The organism is Limnobaculum zhutongyuii (assembly GCF_004295645.1).
Classification (GTDB): domain Bacteria; phylum Pseudomonadota; class Gammaproteobacteria; order Enterobacterales; family Enterobacteriaceae; genus Limnobaculum; species Limnobaculum zhutongyuii.
The window spans coordinates 1,365,506-1,386,111 of the sequence record NZ_CP034752.1 but is presented as its reverse complement, the minus strand read 5'-3'; the positions used below and the strand labels follow the sequence as shown (position 1 = coordinate 1,386,111).

The 20,606-nt window shown below is 49.5% G+C and carries 17 protein-coding genes; all 17 read left to right on the top strand.

The genetic code is table 11. The annotated features are described in order from the left end of the window. The first annotated feature begins 178 nt into the window (after positions 1 to 178). A complete protein-coding gene (metC, locus tag EKN56_RS05780; protein ID WP_130590936.1) occupies positions 179 to 1,351 on the top strand; it encodes a cystathionine beta-lyase in 1,173 nt (390 codons plus the stop codon). 76 nt (positions 1,352 to 1,427) lie between these two features. Continuing rightward, complete coding sequence (dcuC, locus tag EKN56_RS05775; protein WP_130590935.1) at positions 1,428 to 2,795, top strand: C4-dicarboxylate transporter DcuC; 1,368 nt, start codon at positions 1,428 to 1,430, stop codon at positions 2,793 to 2,795. A 534-nt stretch (positions 2,796 to 3,329) separates the two neighbouring features. Beyond that, positions 3,330 to 3,761: an NADH-quinone oxidoreductase subunit A gene (locus EKN56_RS05770; protein WP_108901847.1), complete on the top strand. Its 432-nt coding sequence runs from the start codon at positions 3,330 to 3,332 to the stop codon at positions 3,759 to 3,761. Between the two features lie 15 nt (positions 3,762 to 3,776). Beyond that, positions 3,777 to 4,451: a NuoB/complex I 20 kDa subunit family protein gene (locus EKN56_RS05765; protein WP_108901848.1), complete on the top strand. Its 675-nt coding sequence runs from the start codon at positions 3,777 to 3,779 to the stop codon at positions 4,449 to 4,451. An 80-nt stretch (positions 4,452 to 4,531) separates the two neighbouring features. Beyond that, positions 4,532 to 6,328 carry an NADH-quinone oxidoreductase subunit C/D gene (gene nuoC / locus EKN56_RS05760; RefSeq protein ID WP_130590934.1) on the top strand — a complete coding sequence of 599 codons (1,797 nt, stop codon included), beginning with the start codon at positions 4,532 to 4,534 and terminating at the stop codon, positions 6,326 to 6,328. 2 nt (positions 6,329 to 6,330) lie between these two features. Continuing rightward, a complete protein-coding gene (gene nuoE, locus EKN56_RS05755) occupies positions 6,331 to 6,816 on the top strand; it encodes an NADH-quinone oxidoreductase subunit NuoE (RefSeq protein ID WP_130590933.1) in 486 nt (161 codons plus the stop codon). Continuing rightward, complete coding sequence (gene nuoF / locus EKN56_RS05750; RefSeq protein WP_130590932.1) at positions 6,813 to 8,180, top strand: NADH-quinone oxidoreductase subunit NuoF; 1,368 nt, start codon at positions 6,813 to 6,815, stop codon at positions 8,178 to 8,180. Before nuoE ends, nuoF begins: the two co-directional genes overlap by 4 nt. A gap of 93 nt (positions 8,181 to 8,273) precedes the next feature. Beyond that, complete coding sequence (gene nuoG, locus EKN56_RS05745; protein WP_130590931.1) at positions 8,274 to 11,015, top strand: NADH-quinone oxidoreductase subunit NuoG; 2,742 nt, start codon at positions 8,274 to 8,276, stop codon at positions 11,013 to 11,015. Next, positions 11,012 to 11,989 (top strand): NADH-quinone oxidoreductase subunit NuoH, encoded by a 978-nt coding sequence (nuoH, locus tag EKN56_RS05740; protein WP_130590930.1) that lies wholly within the window; start codon positions 11,012 to 11,014, stop codon positions 11,987 to 11,989. The genes nuoG and nuoH overlap by 4 nt, the downstream gene beginning before the upstream one ends. 13 nt (positions 11,990 to 12,002) lie before the next feature. Further along, positions 12,003 to 12,545: an NADH-quinone oxidoreductase subunit NuoI gene (gene nuoI / locus EKN56_RS05735; RefSeq protein ID WP_108901853.1), complete on the top strand. Its 543-nt coding sequence runs from the start codon at positions 12,003 to 12,005 to the stop codon at positions 12,543 to 12,545. A gap of 11 nt (positions 12,546 to 12,556) precedes the next feature. Next, complete coding sequence (nuoJ, locus tag EKN56_RS05730) at positions 12,557 to 13,087, top strand: NADH-quinone oxidoreductase subunit J (RefSeq protein WP_130590929.1); 531 nt, start codon at positions 12,557 to 12,559, stop codon at positions 13,085 to 13,087. Next, positions 13,084 to 13,386 carry an NADH-quinone oxidoreductase subunit NuoK gene (gene nuoK, locus EKN56_RS05725; protein ID WP_108901855.1) on the top strand — a complete coding sequence of 101 codons (303 nt, stop codon included), beginning with the start codon at positions 13,084 to 13,086 and terminating at the stop codon, positions 13,384 to 13,386. Before nuoJ ends, nuoK begins: the two co-directional genes overlap by 4 nt. After that, positions 13,383 to 15,230, top strand: a complete 1,848-nt coding sequence (gene nuoL, locus EKN56_RS05720) for an NADH-quinone oxidoreductase subunit L (protein WP_130590928.1) — start codon at positions 13,383 to 13,385, stop codon at positions 15,228 to 15,230. The genes nuoK and nuoL overlap by 4 nt, the downstream gene beginning before the upstream one ends. A 74-nt stretch (positions 15,231 to 15,304) precedes the next feature. Beyond that, the gene (gene nuoM / locus EKN56_RS05715; protein ID WP_130590927.1) at positions 15,305 to 16,837 is read left to right on the top strand and encodes an NADH-quinone oxidoreductase subunit M; all 1,533 of its coding nucleotides are present in this window, start codon (positions 15,305 to 15,307) and stop codon (positions 16,835 to 16,837) included. A 6-nt stretch (positions 16,838 to 16,843) separates the two neighbouring features. Next, complete coding sequence (gene nuoN / locus EKN56_RS05710) at positions 16,844 to 18,301, top strand: NADH-quinone oxidoreductase subunit NuoN (RefSeq protein ID WP_130590926.1); 1,458 nt, start codon at positions 16,844 to 16,846, stop codon at positions 18,299 to 18,301. A gap of 338 nt (positions 18,302 to 18,639) precedes the next feature. Beyond that, positions 18,640 to 19,953 (top strand): isochorismate synthase MenF, encoded by a 1,314-nt coding sequence (menF, locus tag EKN56_RS05705; RefSeq protein ID WP_130590925.1) that lies wholly within the window; start codon positions 18,640 to 18,642, stop codon positions 19,951 to 19,953. Between the two features lie 11 nt (positions 19,954 to 19,964). Continuing rightward, positions 19,965 to 20,432 (top strand): methyltransferase family protein, encoded by a 468-nt coding sequence (locus tag EKN56_RS05700; RefSeq protein ID WP_130590924.1) that lies wholly within the window; start codon positions 19,965 to 19,967, stop codon positions 20,430 to 20,432. Positions 20,433 to 20,606 lie beyond the last annotated feature (174 nt).

The following is a 20,606-nucleotide window of genomic DNA, read 5'->3' as shown; positions in this document are numbered from 1 at the left end:
TTCAATTAAGGCAACAAGGATATATCTGAATAATAATTGAGCTAAGATGATTTTCTTTTATATGTCGAATTAATTTATAGCCTGTTCAATTATATTTTTCATTAATCCATTATTTCTTATTTGCAATGAGGAATAAGGAAATATATCCGGAAATATTCTTTCTAAGGAGTAAATAATAATGACTCAAACGCGCAAAACTCGTCTTATTCATGGTGGCAGAGGACCAGCACGGGACATTGGTCCGGTAAATCCGCCGGTAATGCGGGCCAGCACCATTCTTTTTGATTCAATCACCACCTGGCGTGATGCCCGTAAACGCAGAGAAACCGAGCGTTTACTGAGCTACGGTGCCCGGGGTACTGAAACGGCTTTCGCATTAGAACAATTAATTACCGAACTGGAAGGTGGTCACCGCGCTCAGTTGTTCCCTACCGGGCTGGCCGCTATCGCCGTGACTATCATGGGTTATGCCCGGGCGGGAGGTCACGTACTGTTTGCTGATTCTGTCTATGAGCCAGTACGTAAAATCTGTAGCCACTTTTTAAAACCAAACAACATTAGTTATGACTTCTTTAAGGCCGACGGCAGTGATTTTGAAGCCAAACTGCGTCCGGAAACGCAATTGGTATTCGCTGAATCACCGGGTTCATTGCTGTATGAGATGTTGGATCTACCCGAAATCTGCCGTATTGCTCATGAGCGCAATATACCAGTAGCCGTAGATAACACCTGGGGTTCTGGCTGGTTATATAACCCGCTGGAATTGGGAGCCGACGTTTCGGTAATTGCTGCAACCAAGTATCTGTGCGGCCACTCCGACGTGATGATGGGTATTGTTGTCGCCAACGAACAGGCGTGGAATCAAATCGGCGAACTGCCGGAAGCACTGGGTCAGGTAAGCAGCCCGGATGATGCCTCTCTGGTGCTGCGGGGAATGAGAACACTGTCTACCCGTCTGGCGGTACATGGTCAAAACGCGATGACAGTAGCCAAGTGGTTACAGCAACGCCCTGAAGTGAAGAAAGTCTATTTTCCTGGGTTAGAAGACCACCCACGTCACGATCTCTATCAACGCGACTGTAAAGGATTAAATGGCCTGCTAACCATTGAGCTACACCCTCAATACACCTTAGCTCAGGCTGAAGCCTTTATTGATGCGCTGGATCTGTTTGGCATCGGTGCTTCATGGGGTGGCTATGAAAGTCTGGTGCTGCCGGCCAACGTTAAAGGGGCTCGCAGCGCAACGGACTGGAGCCAACACGGGCAATTCATTCGCTTCCATATCGGTCTGGAAGAGGTGAGTGATTTGCTGGCGGATTTAGAACAGGGAATTCAGGCGCTGAAAGTTTGATGTTATCCGGCGGGTGAGTCGTGGAGTCATCGCCTGCCGGACCTGACTGTTCAGACCAATTTAATGAGGAAAAATTATGCTTGGCGTTATTCTTGCCTTATTGGTGACGGTGCTGGTGATTTATATGCTGGCGAAGGGGTACAAGCCCCAACCGGTTCTGTTGCTGGGTGGTTTATTGTTGATGGGGTTAACGGTCGCTTTTGATATTGGGCCTTTACTACCGGAAAAAACCACCACCAACTTTGAGTTTTTTGACATCTTTAAAGTCTTTAGTGATTTATTAAGTTCAAGGCTTGCAGGTTTGGGTCTGACTCTGATGGCGATTGCGGGTTTCTCTCGCTATATGGATCACGTGGGTGCCAGTAAAGCACTGTTTGCAGTGTTTGAGCGTCCGTTAAAGTCTGTTCGTTCTCCTTATATACTGTTGGTGGTTTCCTTCCTGGTTACTCAGGTTCTGGTTATCTTTATTCCAAGCCATGCGGGATTGGGAATGCTGTTAATGGTGACCATGTATCCGATTCTGATTCGTACTGGCGTTAGCCCGCTGTCTGCACTGGCGGTCATTGGTACCTGTCAGTTTATCGACCACGGTCCGGGGTCAGGAAACGTTATCATGGCGGCTAAAACCGCAGGTCTCGATCCGGCGGTCTACTTTGTTCACCATCAGTTGCCGGTGACGATTCCGATTATTCTGGCGGTAGCCGTTACCCACTTTATTGCACAACGCTGGTGGGATAAGCGCGAAGGTTTCGTGTTCAATCAGGAAACGCTGGATAATATTGACCATAACGATCACAGCCGTCCGCCACTTATCTATGCATTATTGCCGGTGGTACCTTTAGTTTTGATTATTGGTTTCAGCCCCATCTTCCATTCCCACATCAAGATGGATGTCACCACGGCGATGATTATCAGTACTATTGTGGCCTTAGTGTTTGAGTACTTCAGATTAAAGAGTGCTAAAGCGGTAATGGACAGTTTTATGCTGTTCTTCGAGGGAATGGGTAAACAGTTTGTTCTGGTGGTTTCACTGATTGTGTGTGGTGAAGTCTTCGCCAACGGTTTACTGAAAGTCGGAGCAGTCGATACGCTGATTACCGCGGCGCAGAATGCAGGCTTCGGAGTAGGGGCGATGATCATTGTCATGAGCTTCATTCTTGCTCTGGCAGCGTTCCTGATGGGGTCCGGTAATGCAGCGTTCTTCTCCTTTGCGGCCTTAACACCTAAAATTGCGGCCTTCCTGAAAGTAGACGTGGTAACGCTGATTCTGCCAATGCAGATTATGACCAGCTTTGGGCGAACGGTTTCACCCATTACCGCTGCTATTGTTGCTATCGCGGGTATCGCCAACGTTTCTCCATTCCAGGTGGTAAAACGCACGGCAATTCCGATGGCAGTAGCGGCGATCGTTAACCTGGTAATGACCTTTATTTACCTTGGGTAACTATTTCAACCGATGTTACAAACTTGTATTAAAGGCGACTTATTAGTCGCCTTTTTCGTTTTCAGGAAAAAGTCTTTCTTAATCGCCTTATTGGCTATACGAATATCTGGCTGAAAGCTATGCTTACCAAAGGCCGTGTGGCGAAAAGAAGCAACACTAATATTTCCAGGATGTACCAGAAATGTTTCATGATGTGCGGAGTGTCAAAGAAAAACTTCTGTTACAACGGTGGTAAAAATATCTATTTCTGTCAGAATAGCCGCTTGATTGAGTTCAGTTATTTTTATGCTGACTCGATTTAGTTAGGTCGAGCAGTTTTATCTCTGTTTTGTGATTTGTATTAGTAAATGTTTGGTTGATGTTGACAAATTGTTGTAAAAAAGAGTAAAACTCCACGTTAATCATTGCGTAAGACAATGAAGCCCAACCAAGGCGCAGGCGTTTTATTTTTCCTTTTAATTGTCGTAGTCATCGGATTGGCTCTCCTGAGAACAAGCCGGTAAATACTATTTTTTCTAAGAGTAGTAAGAGCATATGCCTACAAGCACTGAAGTTTTCGCCCATAACTGGGCTTTTGCCGTATTTATTGTTATTGCGTTGGGCCTGTGTGCCTTCATGCTCACCGCCGCCTATTTCCTGGGTGGTCGTGCCAGAGCAAGAACCAAAAATACGCCATATGAATCAGGTATCGATGCCGTAGGGTCCGCACGTTTGCGCCTCTCTGCTAAATTCTATCTGGTTGCCATGTTCTTCGTTATCTTCGATGTTGAAGCCCTTTATCTGTTTGCCTGGTCTGTTTCTGTACGTGAAAGCGGCTGGATAGGTTTCATCGAAGCAGCCATTTTCATTTTTGTTCTTTTGGCCGGATTGTTTTATCTGGTGCGCATCGGTGCATTGGACTGGACGCCACAGCGTTCCAAACGGCAGCTTAAGAACAGCGCAAAAATTCCCAGTAACTTGCAGTAACAGCGAGGCTTGAAGATGAAATATACGCTCACTCGCGTAGATCTCGACGGTGAAAACGATCGTTATCCTCTACAAAAACAGGAAATTGTCACCGATCCCCTGGAACAGGATGCTCAAAAAGGCATCTTTATGGGCAAGCTCGATACTGCCCTGAATGATGTCGTTAACTGGGGGCGTAAAAACTCGCTCTGGCCTTTTAACTTCGGTCTGTCCTGTTGCTACGTTGAAATGGTAACCTCGTTTACCGCGGTTCATGACGTTTCTCGCTTTGGTGCGGAAGTACTGCGTGCTTCTCCGCGTCAGGCCGACTTTATGGTGGTTGCCGGAACCTGTTTCGTCAAAATGGCGCCGGTTATTCAGCGTCTGTACGATCAGATGTTGGAACCTAAATGGGTTATCTCGATGGGTGCGTGCGCCAACTCTGGCGGCATGTATGACATCTATTCCGTAGTACAAGGCGTTGATAAATTTATACCGGTTGATGTGTATATTCCCGGTTGTCCGCCGCGTCCGGAAGCCTACATGCAGGCACTCCTGTTATTACGTGATTCTATCGGTCAGGAACGTCGTCCGCTCTCTTGGGTGGTTGGCGAGCAGGGCGTGTATCGCAAAGAGATGCAGTCAGAAAAAGAACGCAAGCGCGCTGAGCGCATTGCCGTCACGAATCTGCGCACCCCTGACGAAATTTAACTTTAGCCAAAGCACCTGCCCGTTAATGCGGGTGTTTTAGCAACAGAATTTTATTTGAGTAATGAGCGGCGAAAACAACTATGACAGAACCGATGACGCAGGCGAGCGACCAACCCGCCTGGCAAACACGGGATCATCTCGATGATCCGGTAATAGGTGAACTGCACAACCGTTTTGGGCCAGACGCCTTTACCGTTCAGCCTACCCGTACTGGCGTGCCGGTGGTGTGGGTTAAACGTGAACAGCTTCTGGAGGTAATGACCTTCTTACGTAAGCAACCCAAGCCCTATGTCATGCTATTTGACTTGCATGGTATGGATGAACGTTTACGTACTCACCGCAACGGTTTACCGGCTGCGGATTTTTCCGTTTTCTACCACCTGATTTCTGTTGAGCGTAATAAAGACATTATGCTGAAAGTCGCTCTGGTGGAGAACGACCTGCATGTGCCGACCGTGACCGGCATTTTCCCTAACGCCAATTGGTATGAGCGTGAAACCTGGGAAATGTTTGGTATCACGATTGATGGCCACCCAAACCTGCGTCGTATCATGATGCCGGACACCTGGGAAGGGCATCCGCTGCGTAAAGATTATCCGGCGCGTGCGACAGAATTCGATCCTTTTGTCTTAACCAAGGCCAAAGAAGATCTGGAGATGGAATTACTAACCTTCAAACCTGAAGAGTGGGGTATGAAGCGTGGAACCAAAAATGAGGACTTTATGTTCCTCAACCTGGGTCCTAACCATCCATCTTCTCACGGTGCATTCCGTATCATTATGCAGTTGGACGGTGAAGAGATCGTCGATTGCGTACCGGATATCGGTTACCACCACCGCGGTGCAGAAAAAATGGGCGAGCGCCAGTCATGGCACAGTTACATTCCTTTTACTGACCGTATTGAATACCTGGGTGGCTGTATCAACGAAATGCCTTATGTACTGGCGGTTGAGAAGCTGGCAGGCATCGAAGTTCCGGACAAAGTGAAAACCATCCGGGTGATGCTGTCTGAACTGTTCCGTATTAACAGTCACCTGTTGTATATTTCCACCTATATTCAGGACGTTGGTGCGATGACACCCGTGTTCTACGCCTTTAGTGACCGCGCCCGTATTTATGACATCGTTGAAGCTATTACCGGTTTCCGTATGCACCCGGCCTGGTTCCGTATTGGCGGTGTCGCTCACGACCTGCCAAAAGGTTGGGAGAAGCTGCTAAAAGAATTCCTCGACTGGATGCCGAAGCGTCTTGACTCTTATGTAAAAGCCGCGCTGCAAAACACCATTCTGAAAGGCCGTACCGTTGGTGTGGCTCAGTACAGTGCAGAAGAAGCGCTGGCCTGGGGTGTGACCGGTGCCGGACTGCGCGCAACGGGTATCGACTTTGATGTGCGTAAAGCGCGTCCATACTCTGGCTATGAAAACTTCGAGTTTGAAGTGCCTGTCAGCTATAACGGCGACTGTTATGACCGTGTGATGCTGAAAGTGGAAGAGCTACGCCAGAGCCTGCGGATTCTGGAGCAGTGTCTGAATAACATGCCTGAAGGGCCGTTTAAAGCAGACCATCCACTGACTACGCCTCCACCGAAAGAGCGTTCATTGCAGCATATCGAAACCCTGATTACTCACTTCCTGCAAGTGTCCTGGGGTCCGGTAATGCCAGCAAACGAATCGTTCAGCATGGTGGAAGCCACCAAAGGGATCAATAGCTACTATCTGACCAGCGACGGCGGCACCATGAGCTACCGTACCCGGGTTCGTACACCGAGCTATGCGCATCTGCAGCAGATCCCGTCCGTCATTCGTGGCTGCCTGGTATCAGACTTAATTGTCTATCTGGGTAGTATTGATTTTGTTATGTCAGACGTGGATCGCTAGTTATGACCGATAAAGAAATTTTCACGCTGAGTGCGGAAGAGCTCGAAGCCATTGAGCACGAGAAACACCATTACGAAGATCCGCGCGCGGCATCGATTGAAGCACTGAAGCTGGTGCAGAAGAAACGCGGCTGGGTTCCTGATGGTGCCATTGGCGCAATTGCTGATGTATTAGGCATTCCTGCCAGTGACGTAGATGGTGTGGCCACCTTCTACAGCCAGATTTATCGTCGCCCGGTTGGCCGTCATGTGATTCGCTACTGCGACAGCGTAGTGTGTTATATCAATGGCTATCAGGGAATTCAGGCAGCGCTTGAGAGAAAGCTGGATATCAAGCCGGGCCAAACCACCTTTGATGGACGTTTCACCCTGTTGCCAACCTGCTGTTTAGGTAACTGTGACAAAGGGCCAAGTATGATGATCGATGAGGACACTCACGAACATCTGAAACCGGAAGATATTGAGAAACTACTGGAGCAATATCAATGAGCGGGCCAACATTTTTAGGTACTCAACGTATCCTGACGGAAGAGCAACATCCTCTGACCTGGCGCCTGCGAGCTGACCAGCAGCCGGTATGGTTTGATGAGTACCGTAGCAAAAGCGGTTATGTCGGTGCGGAAAAAGCCCTGAAGGGAATGGCGCCGGATGATGTGGTTTCTACTGTCAAAGACTCAGGCTTAAGCGGTCGCGGCGGCGCAGGTTTCTCCACGGGTCTTAAGTGGAGCCTGATGCCGAAAGACGAAAGCATGAATGTCCGTTATATCCTGTGTAACGCAGATGAGATGGAACCGGGCACTTATAAAGACCGTCTGCTGATGGAGCAACTGCCTCATTTGCTGGTTGAAGGTATGCTGATTGGCGGTTTTGCTCTGAAAGCCTATCGCGGTTATATCTTCCTGCGTGGTGAATATATTGAAGCAGCCGACCATCTGCGTCGTGCCATCGAAGAGGCAAAAAAAGCCGGCTTCTTGGGTAAGAACATTTTAGGCAGTGGATTTGATTTCGAACTGTTTGTTCATACCGGTGCAGGGCGTTATATCTGCGGTGAAGAAACCGCATTGATTAACTCGCTGGAAGGCCGTCGTGCTAACCCTCGCTCTAAGCCACCATTCCCGGCCACTTCCGGTGCATGGGGTAAACCAACCTGCGTAAATAACGTAGAAACCCTGTGTAACGTGCCTTCTATTGTTCAGCATGGTCCTGAGTGGTATCGCGGGCTGTCTGCCGGCAAGAGCCAGGATGCAGGAACTAAACTGATGGGCTTCTCTGGTCGGGTGAAGAATCCGGGCCTGTGGGAGTTACCTTTCGGGATTACCGCGCGTGAACTGCTGGAAGATTATGCTGGCGGTATGCAGGATGGTTTGAAGCTGAAAGCCTGGCAGCCGGGTGGAGCAGGAACCGATTTCCTCACTGATGCACATCTCGATTTACCAATGGACTTTGCCAATATTGCAAAAGCCGGTAGCCGTTTAGGTACCGCGTTGGCGATGGCCGTTGATGACAAAATTAGTATGGTTGGATTGACCCGCAATCTCGAAGAGTTCTTCGCGCGCGAATCCTGCGGCTGGTGTACGCCATGCCGTGACGGTTTACCGTGGAGCGTGAAAATTCTGACCGCACTGGAAAAGGGCGAAGGCCAGCCGGGTGATGTTGAAACCATTGAGCAGCTGTGTCGTTTCCTGTCGCCAGGCCACACTTTCTGCGCACTGGCGCCGGGAGCGGTTGAGCCGTTACAGAGTGCGATTAAGTATTTCCGTGAAGAGTTTGAAGCGGGTATTAAGGTGAAAACCTTTAATAACCTGAATCCAATCGCCGGGATCCAGCCAAACCTGTTGAAGCAGCGTTGGTAAGCGTCATTGATATATAAAGAAACGACGACGATCCGGGAACGAATTTTTTAAGTTATATGCCCGCTGTTGCGGGCTACAGGAAGCATGCTGACTATGGCAACGATTCATGTAGACGGCGAAGAATACGAAGTTGATGGTGCTGAGAACCTGCTGCAGGCATGTCTCTCACTGGGCCTCGATATTCCTTACTTTTGCTGGCATCCGGCGCTTGGTAGCGTCGGCGCTTGCCGCCAATGTGCGGTAAAGCAGTTCCAGGGGCCTGATGATAAACGCGGGCGTCTGGTTATGTCATGTATGACACCGGCATCTGACGGTAGCTATATTGCTATTGAAGATGAAGAAGCCAAAAAATTCCGCGAAGCCGTCGTGGAGTTCTTAATGGTAAACCACCCTCACGACTGTCCGGTCTGTGAGGAGGGCGGAAACTGTCATTTACAAGATATGACCGTTATGACCGGTCATAGCTTCCGCAAATATCGCTTTAATAAGCGTACGCACAACAATCAGGAGCTGGGGCCTTTCATTAACCATGAAATGAACCGCTGTATCGCCTGTTATCGCTGCGTTCGTTATTACAAAGATTATGCGGGCGGTGAAGACTTTGGCGTATATGGTTCCCATGACAACGTGTACTTTGGGCGTCAGGAAGACGGCACCCTGGAAAGCGAATTCTCCGGTAACCTGGTGGAAGTCTGTCCTACCGGTGTATTCACCGACAAGACTCACTCTGAGCGCTATAACCGTAAATGGGATATGCAGTTTGCCCCAAGCATTTGCCAACAGTGTAGCGTCGGCTGTAATACCAGCCCGGGCGAACGCTATGGTGAATTGCGCCGCATTGAGAACCGTTACAACGGTACGGTAAACCACTATTTCTTATGTGACCGCGGTCGTTTTGGCTACGGTTACGTTAACCTGAAAGATCGTCCACGCAGTCCGCAGCAGTTACGCGGTCAGGACTGGATTCACCTGAATCCGGAACAGGCGATGGAAGGTGCCGCAGACGTACTGCGTCAGTCTAAGAAAACCATTGGTATTGGTTCACCGCGTGCCAGTCTGGAAAGTAACTATGCGTTACGCCAACTGGTTGGCGCTGAGAACTACTCCAACGGTATTGAAGCCGGCGAATTAGCCCGGGTTCAACTGATGCAGAAAGTGCTGCGTGAAAGCGGTTTATATACCCCTTCACTGCGCGAGATGGAAGGCTATGATGCGGTGCTGGTACTGGGTGAAGATGTCACTCAAACTGGTGCGCGTATCGCTCTGGCACTGCGTCAGGCAGTGAAAGGCAAAGCTCGCGAGATGGCGGCTGCCCAGCGCGTTGCCGACTGGCAAATTGCTGCGGTACAGAACATTGGTCAACATGCGAAATATCCGCTGTTTGTGACCAATATTGATAGCACCCGTCTTGATGATGTTGCTGCCTGGAACTACAGCGCTTCCGTTGCCGAGCAGGCACGTTTAGGTTTTGCCATCGCACACGGCATCGACAGTTCTGCGCCAGCGGTAGCGGATTTACCGGCATCGTTAAAAAGCAAAGTGGACATCATCGTTCAGGCGCTGTCCGGTGCCAGAAAACCATTAATCGTTACTGGCAGCGGTGCTGGCAGTGAAGAAATTATTCAGGCAGCAACCAATATTGCACTGGCTCTGAAAAAGCAGGGTCTGGAAACCGGTATCACCTTTGTTGCGGCAGAAGCTAACAGCATGGGTGTGGCAATGATTGGTGGTAGTTCCATCGATGATGCATTGACTCAAATCGAAAGTGGTGAAGCCGATACCTTAATCGTGATGGAGAATGACTTATATCGTCATGCTTCCAGAGCGCGAATTGATGCGGCACTGGCCAAAATTGAAAATCTTATCGTCGTTGACCATCAGCGTACTGAAGTGATGGATAAAGCAACCCTGATTCTTTCTGCGGCAAGCTTCGCAGAAAGTGACGGTACGCTGGTGAATCAGGAAGGCCGTGCTCAGCGCTTCTTCCAGGTTTATGAACCTTCGTTCTACGATAAAGATGTTGCTCATAAGAGCTATATTCTGGAAAGCTGGCGCTGGCTGCATTCGCTGGACAGCGTGTATAACAGCCGTCGTCTTGACTGGACGCTGTTGGATCACGTGGTTAGCGCGGTGGCTCAAGAGTTCCCGCAACTGGCGGGTATCGTTAACGCCGCACCGGATGCGTCATTCCGTATTAAAGGTCTGAAAATTGCCCGTGAACCTCACCGTTACAGCGGTCGTACCGCAATGATGGCTGATGTCAGCGTGCATGAAAAACGTCAACCTCAGGATAATGACACTGCGTTTGCTTATTCAATGGAAGGCTATAGCGCACCTGAAGCCGATCGTCAGCAGATTCCGTTTGCCTGGGCTCCGGGCTGGAACTCCCCACAGGCGTGGAACAAATTCCAGTCTGAAGTGGGCGGGAAATTGCGTTCTGGCGATCCGGGTGTGCGTCTGATTGAGAAAGCGGAAAGCGGCGAACTGGCCTATTTTGATGCGGTAGTGAATGTAGCCGCTAACGGCGAAAACAGCTGGCAGGTAGCGCCTTATTACCACCTGTTTGGCAGTGACGAAATGTCACAGCGTTCCGATGTGATTCAGCAACGTATGCCAGAGGCTTATGTGATGTTGAATCCACAAGATGCCGCCAAACTGAGCGTCAATGTTGGTTCTGTCGTGGCGTTCAGCTGCGAAGGCTCCGACCTGAAGCTGCCGGTGAGAATCAGCGATGCGCTGGAAGCAGGTTTTATTGGTCTGCCTCTGGGCTTACCGGGCATTTCTCCTGCTCTGGTTGGCAAGCGCGTTGACAACCTGAAGGAGACGACGGTATGAGTTGGCTGACTCCGGAAGTGACGGATACTCTGATTGCTATCGGTAAAGCAGTGGTTATCCTGCTGGTAGTGGTAACCTGCGGTGCACTGATGAGTTTCGGTGAACGTCGCCTGTTATCTCTGTTTCAGGATCGTTATGGACCAAACCGCGTAGGGCCGTTTGGTTCACTGCAAATCGTGGCAGACATGATTAAGATGTTCTTCAAAGAGGACTGGGTTCCCAACTTCTCTGACAAGATGATCTTTACTCTGGCACCGATTATTGCCTTCAGCTCAATGTTACTGGCTTTCGCTATTGTACCGGTTACTCCAACCTGGGGTGTATCTGACCTGAATATCGGTATTCTGTTCTTCTTTATGCTGGCGGGTTTAGCGGTATATGCGGTGCTGTTTGCCGGTTGGTCAAGTAACAACAAATATGCTCTGTTAGGTGCCATGCGCGCCTCGGCGCAAACCCTGAGCTATGAAGTGTTCCTGGGCTTGTCGCTAATGGGTATTGTTGCAGTGACTGGCTCGTTTAACATGCGCGACATTGTAGAAGCACAGGCTGACGTCTGGTTTGTTATTCCTCAGTTCTTTGGCTTTGTCACCTTTGTGATAGCGGGCATCGCAGTATGTCACCGTCACCCATTTGACCAGCCGGAAGCGGAACAGGAGCTGGCTGACGGTTACCACATTGAATATTCCGGTATGAAGTTCGGTCTGTTCTTCGTGGGTGAATACGTCGGTATCGTAACCATTTCTGCCTTAATCGTGACGCTATTCTTTGGTGGCTGGCAGGGGCCGTTCTTACCACCGATTGTGTGGTTTGCACTGAAAACCGGCTTCTTCATGATGATGTTTATTCTGGTGCGGGCATCATTGCCTCGTCCACGTTATGACCAGGTGATGTCTTTTGGCTGGCGCGTTTGCTTGCCGTTGACGCTGTTGAACCTGCTGGTTACCGCAGCCATCATTCTGATTAAAGCGCAATAAGGGAGAGATAACCATGACATTAAAAGAGTTAGTGGTTGGTTTCGGTACCCAACTGCGCAGTCTGTGGATGATTTTCCTGCACGCGTTTCATAAGCGTGACACGAGAATGTACCCGGATGTACCTATTTACGTCCCGCCTCGTTACCGTGGCCGTATTGTTCTGACCCGCGATCCTGACGGAGAAGAGCGTTGCGTAGCCTGTAACCTGTGTGCGGTTGCCTGTCCGGTTGGCTGTATCTCGCTGCAAAAAGCGGAGATGCAGGATGGCCGTTGGTATCCGGAGTTTTTCCGCATTAACTTCTCACGCTGCATTTTCTGCGGCATGTGTGAAGAGGCTTGCCCGACTACGGCCATTCAGCTAACGCCAGACTTTGAAATGGCTGACTTTAAACGTCAGGATCTGGTGTATGAAAAAGAAGATCTGCTGATTTCTGGTCCGGGTAAATACCCTGAGTATAGCTTCTACCGTATGTCCGGTATGGCGATTGACGGCAAGGGTAAAGGCGAAGCGGAAAATGAATCTAAACCAATCGACCTGAAAAGTCTTTTACCCTAAAGGAGCGGAACGTGGAAGTTGCATTTTATATTTCAGCGGCCATTGCCGTTCTGGCAACGCTAAGGGTGATTACACATACCAATCCGGTGCATGCGCTGCTGTTTTTAATCGTCTCGCTGCTGGCTATTTCCTGCGTGTTTTTCTCGCTGGGAGCCTACTTTGCCGGTGCGCTTGAAATTATCGTTTACGCCGGGGCCATTATGGTGCTGTTCGTGTTCGTGGTGATGATGCTGAATCTTGGTGATTCAGTCACCCATCAGGAGCGTGAATGGCTGAAACCTGGCGTATGGCTTGGCCCTGCGGCACTGTGTCTGGTGCTGTTAGTGATCCTGTGCATTGGTATCTATAGCGCAGCGGGTCAACCTATTTATGGGGATATGGTAGACGCGAAACGAGTAGGTGTGAGCCTGTTCGGTCCTTACGTTCTTGCCGTTGAACTGGCTTCTATGCTGCTGTTAGCAGGTCTTGTTGTTGCTTACCACTTAGGTCGTGAGAACAAGAGTGCTGAAGCGTCGATTAACAAAACGGAGGAACAAGCATGATCCCATTGGAACATGGTCTGATACTGGCGGCGATTCTGTTCGCGCTGGGTCTGGCCGGGCTGCTGATCCGTCGTAATTTGTTATTCATGCTGATCAGCCTGGAAATCATGATCAACGCCGTAGCGTTGGCGTTTGTAGTGGCGGGTAGCTTTTGGCAACAGCCGGATGGACAGGTGATGTACATTCTGGTGATTAGCCTTGCAGCGGCAGAGGCCAGTATTGGTCTGGCGCTGTTATTACAGCTTCATCGTCGTCGTCAAACCCTGAATGTCGACTCTGTCAGTGAGATGCGCGGATGAACCAGAACCTACTATATCTAACAATTTTGCTACCGCTGCTGGGCTTTTTGCTGCTGGCATTCTCCCGCGGTCGCTGGTCTGAGAACACCTCTGCTACGGTGGGTGTGGGTTCTATCGGTCTGGCAGCTCTGGTTACGGCGTGGATAGTTTATAGCTTTGTCTCTCAGGGCAATCCGGCAGAAGTATCTCAACAGGTACTCTGGACCTGGATGAAAGTGGATAACTTCGATATCAGCGTGACGTTAACGCTGGATAGCCTGTCGGTCACTATGCTGTCAGTGGTGGTAGGCGTTGGCTTCTTCATTCACCTGTATGCCTCATGGTACATGCGTGGTGAAGAGGGGTATTCCCGTTTCTTTGCTTATACCAACCTGTTTATCGCCAGCATGGTGGTTTTGGTACTGGCCGACAACTTACTGCTGATGTATCTCGGCTGGGAAGGGGTAGGGCTGTGTAGTTACCTGTTAATTGGTTTCTACTATACCAATCCAAACAATGGCGCAGCGGCCATGAAAGCCTTTATCGTGACCCGCGTGGGTGACGTGTTCCTGGCCATTGGTCTGTTTATCCTGTTCCGTGAATTGGGTACGCTGAACATCCGTGAGATGCTGGAACTGGCTCCGCAGAAATTTGCCGCAGGTTCAACGGCGCTGAACTGGGCAACCCTGATGTTAGTGGGTGGTGCAGTAGGTAAATCAGCACAGTTACCGTTACAAACCTGGCTGGCCGATGCGATGGCGGGCCCAACACCGGTTTCTGCTCTGATCCACGCCGCGACCATGGTTACCGCGGGTGTCTATCTGATTGCCCGTACTAACGGTCTGTTCCTGCTGACGCCAGAGGTACTGAATCTGGTGGGTGTTATCGGTGGTGTGACATTGTTGCTGGCAGGTTTTGCAGCACTGGTTCAAACCGATATTAAACGTGTTCTGGCCTACTCAACCATGAGTCAACTGGGTTACATGTTCCTGGCGCTGGGCGTACAGGCATGGGACGCAGCAATCTTCCACCTGATGACTCACGCTTTCTTTAAAGCGCTGTTATTCCTGTCATCCGGCTCGGTGATTCTGGCTTGCCACCATGAGCAAAACATTTTCAAAATGGGTGGATTACGTAAGAAGATCCCTCTGGTGTATGTTTGCTTCCTGGTGGGTGGTGCCGCGCTGTCTGCATTACCAATGGTCACTTCCGGCTTCTTTAGTAAGGATAAGATCCTGTTTGAAGCCTATGCATCAGGCCACTTTAACTTAATGCTGGCAGGTTTAGTCGGGGCATTCCTGACCTCGCTGTATACCTTCCGCATGATCTTTATTGTGTTCCACGGTGAAGAGAAAACCGAAGCGCATTCAGTTGGTGGGATTTCCCATACTTTACCGCTGGTGGTGCTGCTGGTGTTATCAACCGCTGTGGGTGCTTTCCTGGCGCTGCCGCTGGACGGTGTGTTACCGGTTCGCGAATGGCCGGAAGAAGGCAAACTGATGTTAGAGATGATCTCCGGTGGTGTGGCGATTGTTGGTATCTTACTGGCGGCGGTGCTGTACCTTGGCAAACGTCAACTGGTTACCAGCATTGCACAAAGCGGACCGGGCAAACTGCTCTCTACCTGGTGGTATAACGCGTGGGGCTTCGACTGGCTGTATGACAAGGTGTTTGTTAAACCTTATCTGGCAGTGGCGAAGTTGTTACAGCGTGATCCACTGAACTCTCTGATGAACCTGACGGCGATGTTTGTCCGCTTATGTAACCGTACGATGGTAGTCAGTGAAAATGGTCTGTTGCGCTGGTACGCCGCGTCAATGGCTTTGGGTGCAGTGGTCGTATTGGCTCTGTTATTGTGGGTTTAACTGAATAACTTAACAAAAGAAAAATTTTGTAGTTTTTCAAATAAAGCTTATTCAAATAAAGGACATAAAACGCCATGCTACTACCTTGGCTAATACTTTTACCCTTTATCGGCGGCTTCCTTTGCTGGCCGAGCGAGCGCTTAGGTAAACAAGTGCCTCGTTATGTTGCGCTGATATCGATGGGGTTAACGCTGGTTCTCTCCCTGTATCTGTGGATGGAGAGCGGTTTTACCGTCACTTCTCCGCAGAACATGTGGCTGGCTGAACCATTCCGCGTAGACTGGATTCCAAGCCTTGGCATTCAGATCCATCTGGCATTAGATGGTCTGTCACTGCTGATGGTTGTATTGACGGCTTTTCTGGGGCTGCTGGCTATTCTCTGTTCATGGACAGAAGGTCAACGCTCACAGGGTTTCTTCCATTTAAACCTGCTGTGGATTCTTGGCGGGGTGATGGGGGTGTTCCTGGCGGTCGATATGTTCCTGTTCTTCTTCTTCTGGGAGATTATGCTGGTTCCGATGTACTTCCTGATTGCTCTCTGGGGGCATAAAGGATCTGACGGTAAAACCCGCATTAGCGCAGCGACTAAATTCTTTATTTATGCGCAGGCCAGCAGCCTGTTCATGTTGATTGCCATCGTTGGTCTGGTGTTTGTTCACTTCAAAGCCACCGGTGTGATGACCTTCAACTATGAAGACTTGCTGAATACGCCAATGTCTTACGAAGTGCAGTTCCTGCTGATGCTGGGCTTCTTTATCGCCTTTGCGATGAAAATGCCGGTAGTGCCACTGCACGGCTGGTTGCCGGATGCTCACAGTCAGGCACCAACCGCAGGTTCTGTTGACCTTGCCGGTCTGCTGTTGAAGACCGCTGCTTATGGTTTACTGCGTTTCAGTCTGCCGTTCTTCCCGGAAGCGTCTCATGCATTTGCGCCAATCGCTATGTGGCTGGGTGTGTTGGGGATCTTCTACGGTGCATGGATGGCGTTTGTTCAGACCGATATTAAACGTTTAATCGCTTACACCAGTATTTCCCATATGGGCTTTGTGATGATCGCTATCTATAGCGGCAGCGTATTGGCTTATCAGGGTGCGGTGGTGCAGATGATTGCTCACGGTCTGTCGGCTGCCGGTCTGTTTATCATCAGTGGTCAACTGTATGAGCGCCTGCATACGCGCGATATGCGTGAAATGGGTGGTCTGTGGAAGCGTATTCGTTATTTACCAGCGCTGTCGCTGTTCTTTGCCGTAGCGACGTTAGGTATGCCGGGAACCGGTAACTTCGTTGGTGAATTTATGATTCTGTTTGGAAGCTATCCGGTAGTTCCGGTTATTACCGTGGTGGCAACGTTTGGTTTGGTATTCGCATCAGTTTACTCACTGGTTATGATGCAACGTGCTTATTACGGTGCACCAAAATCTGATAAACCAATTGCAGGCATGAACGTGCGTGAGCTGTCCATGGTGCTGTTACTGGTGGTGTTGCTGGTACTGTTAGGCGTTTACCCTCAGCCGGTTCTGGATACGTCACACTCTGCGGTGAGCACCATTTCTCAATGGTATAACGCTGCGGCTTCCGTATCTCCAGACATGTCTATAGGAAAGTAAATCGCCATGACACTAACTGCACAACATATGCTTTCTCTATTACCGCTGTTAATCGTTGGATTGACCGTGGTGGTTGTGATGCTGTCCATTGCGTGGCGACGCGATCACTTCCTTAATGCAACGATTACGGTTATTGGCCTTAACGTTGCGCTGCTTTCGCTGTTTATTGTTGCACAGCAACCGGCAACGGATGTGACCCCGCTGTTACGAATCGATGGATTCTCAATCTTTTTCACCGCACTGGTGCTGCTGGCTAGTCTGGCAACCTGTACCTTTGCTTACCCATGGCTGAGTGGCTACCCGGATAATAAAGAAGAGTTTTATCTGCTGGTGCTGATCGCTGCATTGGGTGGGGTGGTATTGGCTGGTGCTAACCATCTGGCATCGCTGTTTATTGGTATTGAACTGCTTTCACTGCCGCTGTTTGGTCTGGTGGGTTATGCCTATCGCCAGCGCCGTTCACTGGAAGCGTCCATTAAATATATGGTGTTGTCTGCTGCAGCCTCTTCATTCTTACTGTTTGGTATGGCGCTGCTGTATGCGGGAACCGGTGGCTTGTCCTTCGCCGATCTCGGTCACAGCATGAGTGATAAAGTGCTGCATCAACCGTTGTTGATTGTTGGTCTGGGTATGATGCTGGTTGGTTTTGGCTTTAAGCTGTCGCTGGTGCCGTTCCAACTCTGGACGCCGGACGTTTATCAGGGTGCTCCGGCTCCGGTATCAACCTTTTTGGCTACCGCCAGTAAGATTGCTATCTTCGGTGCACTGGTGCGGATGTTTATGTATGCGCCGGTGGCTGATGGTGAGTCGGTTCGTACCGTATTGGCGATTATTGCCTTCTGTTCCATTCTGTTTGGTAACATTCTGGCACTGACCCAAAGCAACATTAAGCGGATGCTGGGTTACTCTTCTATCGCTCATTTGGGTTACCTGCTGGTAGCGCTGATTGCGGTTCAGGGTCATCAGTTATCAATTGAAACCATCAACGTCTATCTGGCCGGTTATCTGTTTGCCAGCCTGGGTGCGTTCGGTGTGGTCAGTCTGATGTCCAGCCCGTATACCGGCCCGGATGCTGAGTCTTTATATGCTTATCGCGGTCTGTTCTGGCATAAGCCAATTCTGTCTGCGGTGTTAACCGTGATGATGCTGTCTCTGGCCGGTGTGCCGATGACATTGGGCTTTATTGGTAAGTTCTATGTTATCGCAATCGGTGTGAGCGCTGACCTGTGGTGGTTAACCGTTACGGTAGTGGTAGGTAGTGCGATTGGTCTTTACTACTATCTGCGTACCATGGTCAGCCTGTATCTGGAAGCGCCGCAAGAGCGTCAGCGTGATACGCCAAGCAACTGGGCGTTAACCGCCGGTGGTGTGGTGGTTCTGCTGTCGGCATTATCGGTGCTGTTCTTCGGTCTGTATCCGGAGCCACTGATTAAGCTGGCACGGTATGCATTTCCGATGATGTAATAGTTTGTTGTTTTGAGAAAATACCGGCGATTTTGGCCGGTATTTTTCATTTATAGGTATCAGTTTCAGTGGATATTCCGACCGTAAAGGCTGTGAGAGTATATTGACGTTGTGCCCGGTCGGAAAACCATCAGTACTTGGCATTAGCGAGCATCGGGCATAGATTTCCTAGGGGCGCTTCGTTGGCTTACGCCAAGTCGACCCCAACGGCAATCTCTCCCGATGTTTGAATTTGCTGATAGCTCAAGACCAAGTGATAGTGGAACATTTTTTATCTGATTTTCGATTCAATCCACCGTATAATCCGTTGTTTTAAGTTTTATCTCCGAGAGGTTGTAGTGAAGCAAATATCTGAACTGGTGACGCAGCTGCATAAGCGCCTGCAAGAAGTTGCTCGCCCGGAACCAAGTCGGGAGCGTATTACCGTTTCCCTCACGCTTCAGCAACGTACCTCGTTACTCAGCTGGCTTGCGGCTCAGCCAGTTTTCCCACAGTTTTACTGGCGTCAGCGTGATGATTTAGAAGAGGCGGCGGTATGTGGTGAAGTGATCCGTTTTAATGATGCGGATTCTGCCCGTCAGTTTTTGATTTCTAATAACGTCGCCGATATGCGTATTTGGGGGTTGAATACCTTTGATCAGGTAGAAACGCCGTCATTAAACACGCCCAAAAGTGCATTGTTCCTGCCTCGTATTGAGCTGTTGCGGGATATAGATGGCGGTAAGCTGGTGGTGAACCTTTACAGTGAGACCTCGCTGGCTGACGATGTGGCTATTGCACTGAAAAGCATTGAGCAGTTAACTACCTCCAAACCGTTACCGGTACTTAATGTAACGGTCAATTCAGTACAGCATCAGCCAGAAAAGCAGGGGTGGTGCGATCTGTTAAATCAGGCACTAGCCGCTATTCAACAGGGGCAGTTTGAAAAAGTGGTGTTGGCGCGTAAATCAACATTATCACTAAATGAACCGCTAAATCCGGCAGCTTTTCTTAATGCCAGTGAGAAAGTTAATCACCATTGTTTCCACTTTATGATGCGGATGGATGATAAAACCGCATTTTTGGGTTCGTCTCCGGAATGCCTGTTTTTGCGGGTTGACCAACATCTGACTACCGAAGCGCTGGCGGGTACGGTGGCCAGTTCATCGGATAACCAACAGGCTAAACAACTGGGTGACTGGTTAATGCAGGATAAAAAGAATCAGCATGAAAACCTGTTGGTAGTTGATGATATTTGCCAGCGGTTGCAAGGCGGTATTCTGGCCATTGACGTTCTGCCTGCGGAGATTGTTCGCTTACGTAAGGTGCAGCATCTGCGTCGTTGTATTCATGCGGAGCTGGCGGTGGCTAATGATGCAGACAGTCTGCAACGGCTACAGCCAACGGCGGCAGTAGCCGGGCTTCCTCGTGAACCTGCCCGTCAGTTTATTTTGCAACATGAACCCTTTACTCGTGACTGGTACGCCGGTTCTGCCGGGTATATCTCTTTAAACCAAACCGAGTTCGCTGTTTCTCTGCGTTCTGCTTTGGTGGAAGGTCGTAATATCCATCTGTATGCCGGAGCCGGTATTGTCGCGGGTTCTGACCCCGAGCAGGAGTGGCTGGAGATAGAGAACAAAGCGGCGGGATTGAGAACGCTGCTGGAAGAATAAAGGGTGAAGCCATGAAATATTCAGCACTGGAATTGCGTTTTCCTCCACCGATTATCTTTGTTATTTCTCTGCTGATTATTGGCTTAATTAACGGGTGCTTTCCGTCATTCAGAATGGAATCTGCTCTGATGCTGGTGTTGTCCGGCTTCTGCTTTCTGGCGTCCGGTATTATTGGATTATCCAGCCTGGCAATGTTTTATCGCCAGAAGACCACAGTAAATCCCATTAATGTAACTTCGGCCACTACTCTGGTTGATACTGGACTGTATGCTTTTTCTCGTAATCCGATGTATCTGGCATTGGCTTTATTGCTGCTGAGTATCTGTTTCTGGTTGGGAAATCTGCTCGGATTGGTGGGGGTTGTGTTGTTTATTGCGTTTATCACTCGTTTTCAAATTATCCCGGAAGAAAGGGCTCTGTCTGAGATTTTTGGTGAAAACTATCAGCGTTATTGCCAACGTGTGCGGCGTTGGTTGTAATTTTTTTTTATCCATTTATTTTTTTGTCACATTAATCAGGTAAAAACAACGCGTTTTGTGAACAATGTCAAAATCTACGCGAGTAGATTTGATCTATCTACGCGGGTAGATAAACTTTGCAGCATAACGAAATGATTGAGTATCCTTAGTAATAGGATTGGTCAAATCGTTAGT

What these genes read in the sequence shown, in the direction of transcription:
- metC (WP_130590936.1), top strand. Translation starts at nt 179, where the DNA reads ATGACTCAAACGCGCAAAACTCGTCTTATTCATGGTGGCAGAGGACCA.
- dcuC (WP_130590935.1), top strand. Translation starts at nt 1,428, where the DNA reads ATGCTTGGCGTTATTCTTGCCTTATTGGTGACGGTGCTGGTGATTTAT.
- EKN56_RS05770 (WP_108901847.1), top strand. Translation starts at nt 3,330, where the DNA reads ATGCCTACAAGCACTGAAGTTTTCGCCCATAACTGGGCTTTTGCCGTA.
- EKN56_RS05765 (WP_108901848.1), top strand. Translation starts at nt 3,777, where the DNA reads ATGAAATATACGCTCACTCGCGTAGATCTCGACGGTGAAAACGATCGT.
- nuoC (WP_130590934.1), top strand. Translation starts at nt 4,532, where the DNA reads ATGACAGAACCGATGACGCAGGCGAGCGACCAACCCGCCTGGCAAACA.
- nuoE (WP_130590933.1), top strand. Translation starts at nt 6,331, where the DNA reads ATGACCGATAAAGAAATTTTCACGCTGAGTGCGGAAGAGCTCGAAGCC.
- nuoF (WP_130590932.1), top strand. Translation starts at nt 6,813, where the DNA reads ATGAGCGGGCCAACATTTTTAGGTACTCAACGTATCCTGACGGAAGAG.
- nuoG (WP_130590931.1), top strand. Translation starts at nt 8,274, where the DNA reads ATGGCAACGATTCATGTAGACGGCGAAGAATACGAAGTTGATGGTGCT.
- nuoH (WP_130590930.1), top strand. Translation starts at nt 11,012, where the DNA reads ATGAGTTGGCTGACTCCGGAAGTGACGGATACTCTGATTGCTATCGGT.
- nuoI (WP_108901853.1), top strand. Translation starts at nt 12,003, where the DNA reads ATGACATTAAAAGAGTTAGTGGTTGGTTTCGGTACCCAACTGCGCAGT.
- nuoK (WP_108901855.1), top strand. Translation starts at nt 13,084, where the DNA reads ATGATCCCATTGGAACATGGTCTGATACTGGCGGCGATTCTGTTCGCG.
- nuoL (WP_130590928.1), top strand. Translation starts at nt 13,383, where the DNA reads ATGAACCAGAACCTACTATATCTAACAATTTTGCTACCGCTGCTGGGC.
- nuoM (WP_130590927.1), top strand. Translation starts at nt 15,305, where the DNA reads ATGCTACTACCTTGGCTAATACTTTTACCCTTTATCGGCGGCTTCCTT.
- nuoN (WP_130590926.1), top strand. Translation starts at nt 16,844, where the DNA reads ATGACACTAACTGCACAACATATGCTTTCTCTATTACCGCTGTTAATC.
- EKN56_RS05700 (WP_130590924.1), top strand. Translation starts at nt 19,965, where the DNA reads ATGAAATATTCAGCACTGGAATTGCGTTTTCCTCCACCGATTATCTTT.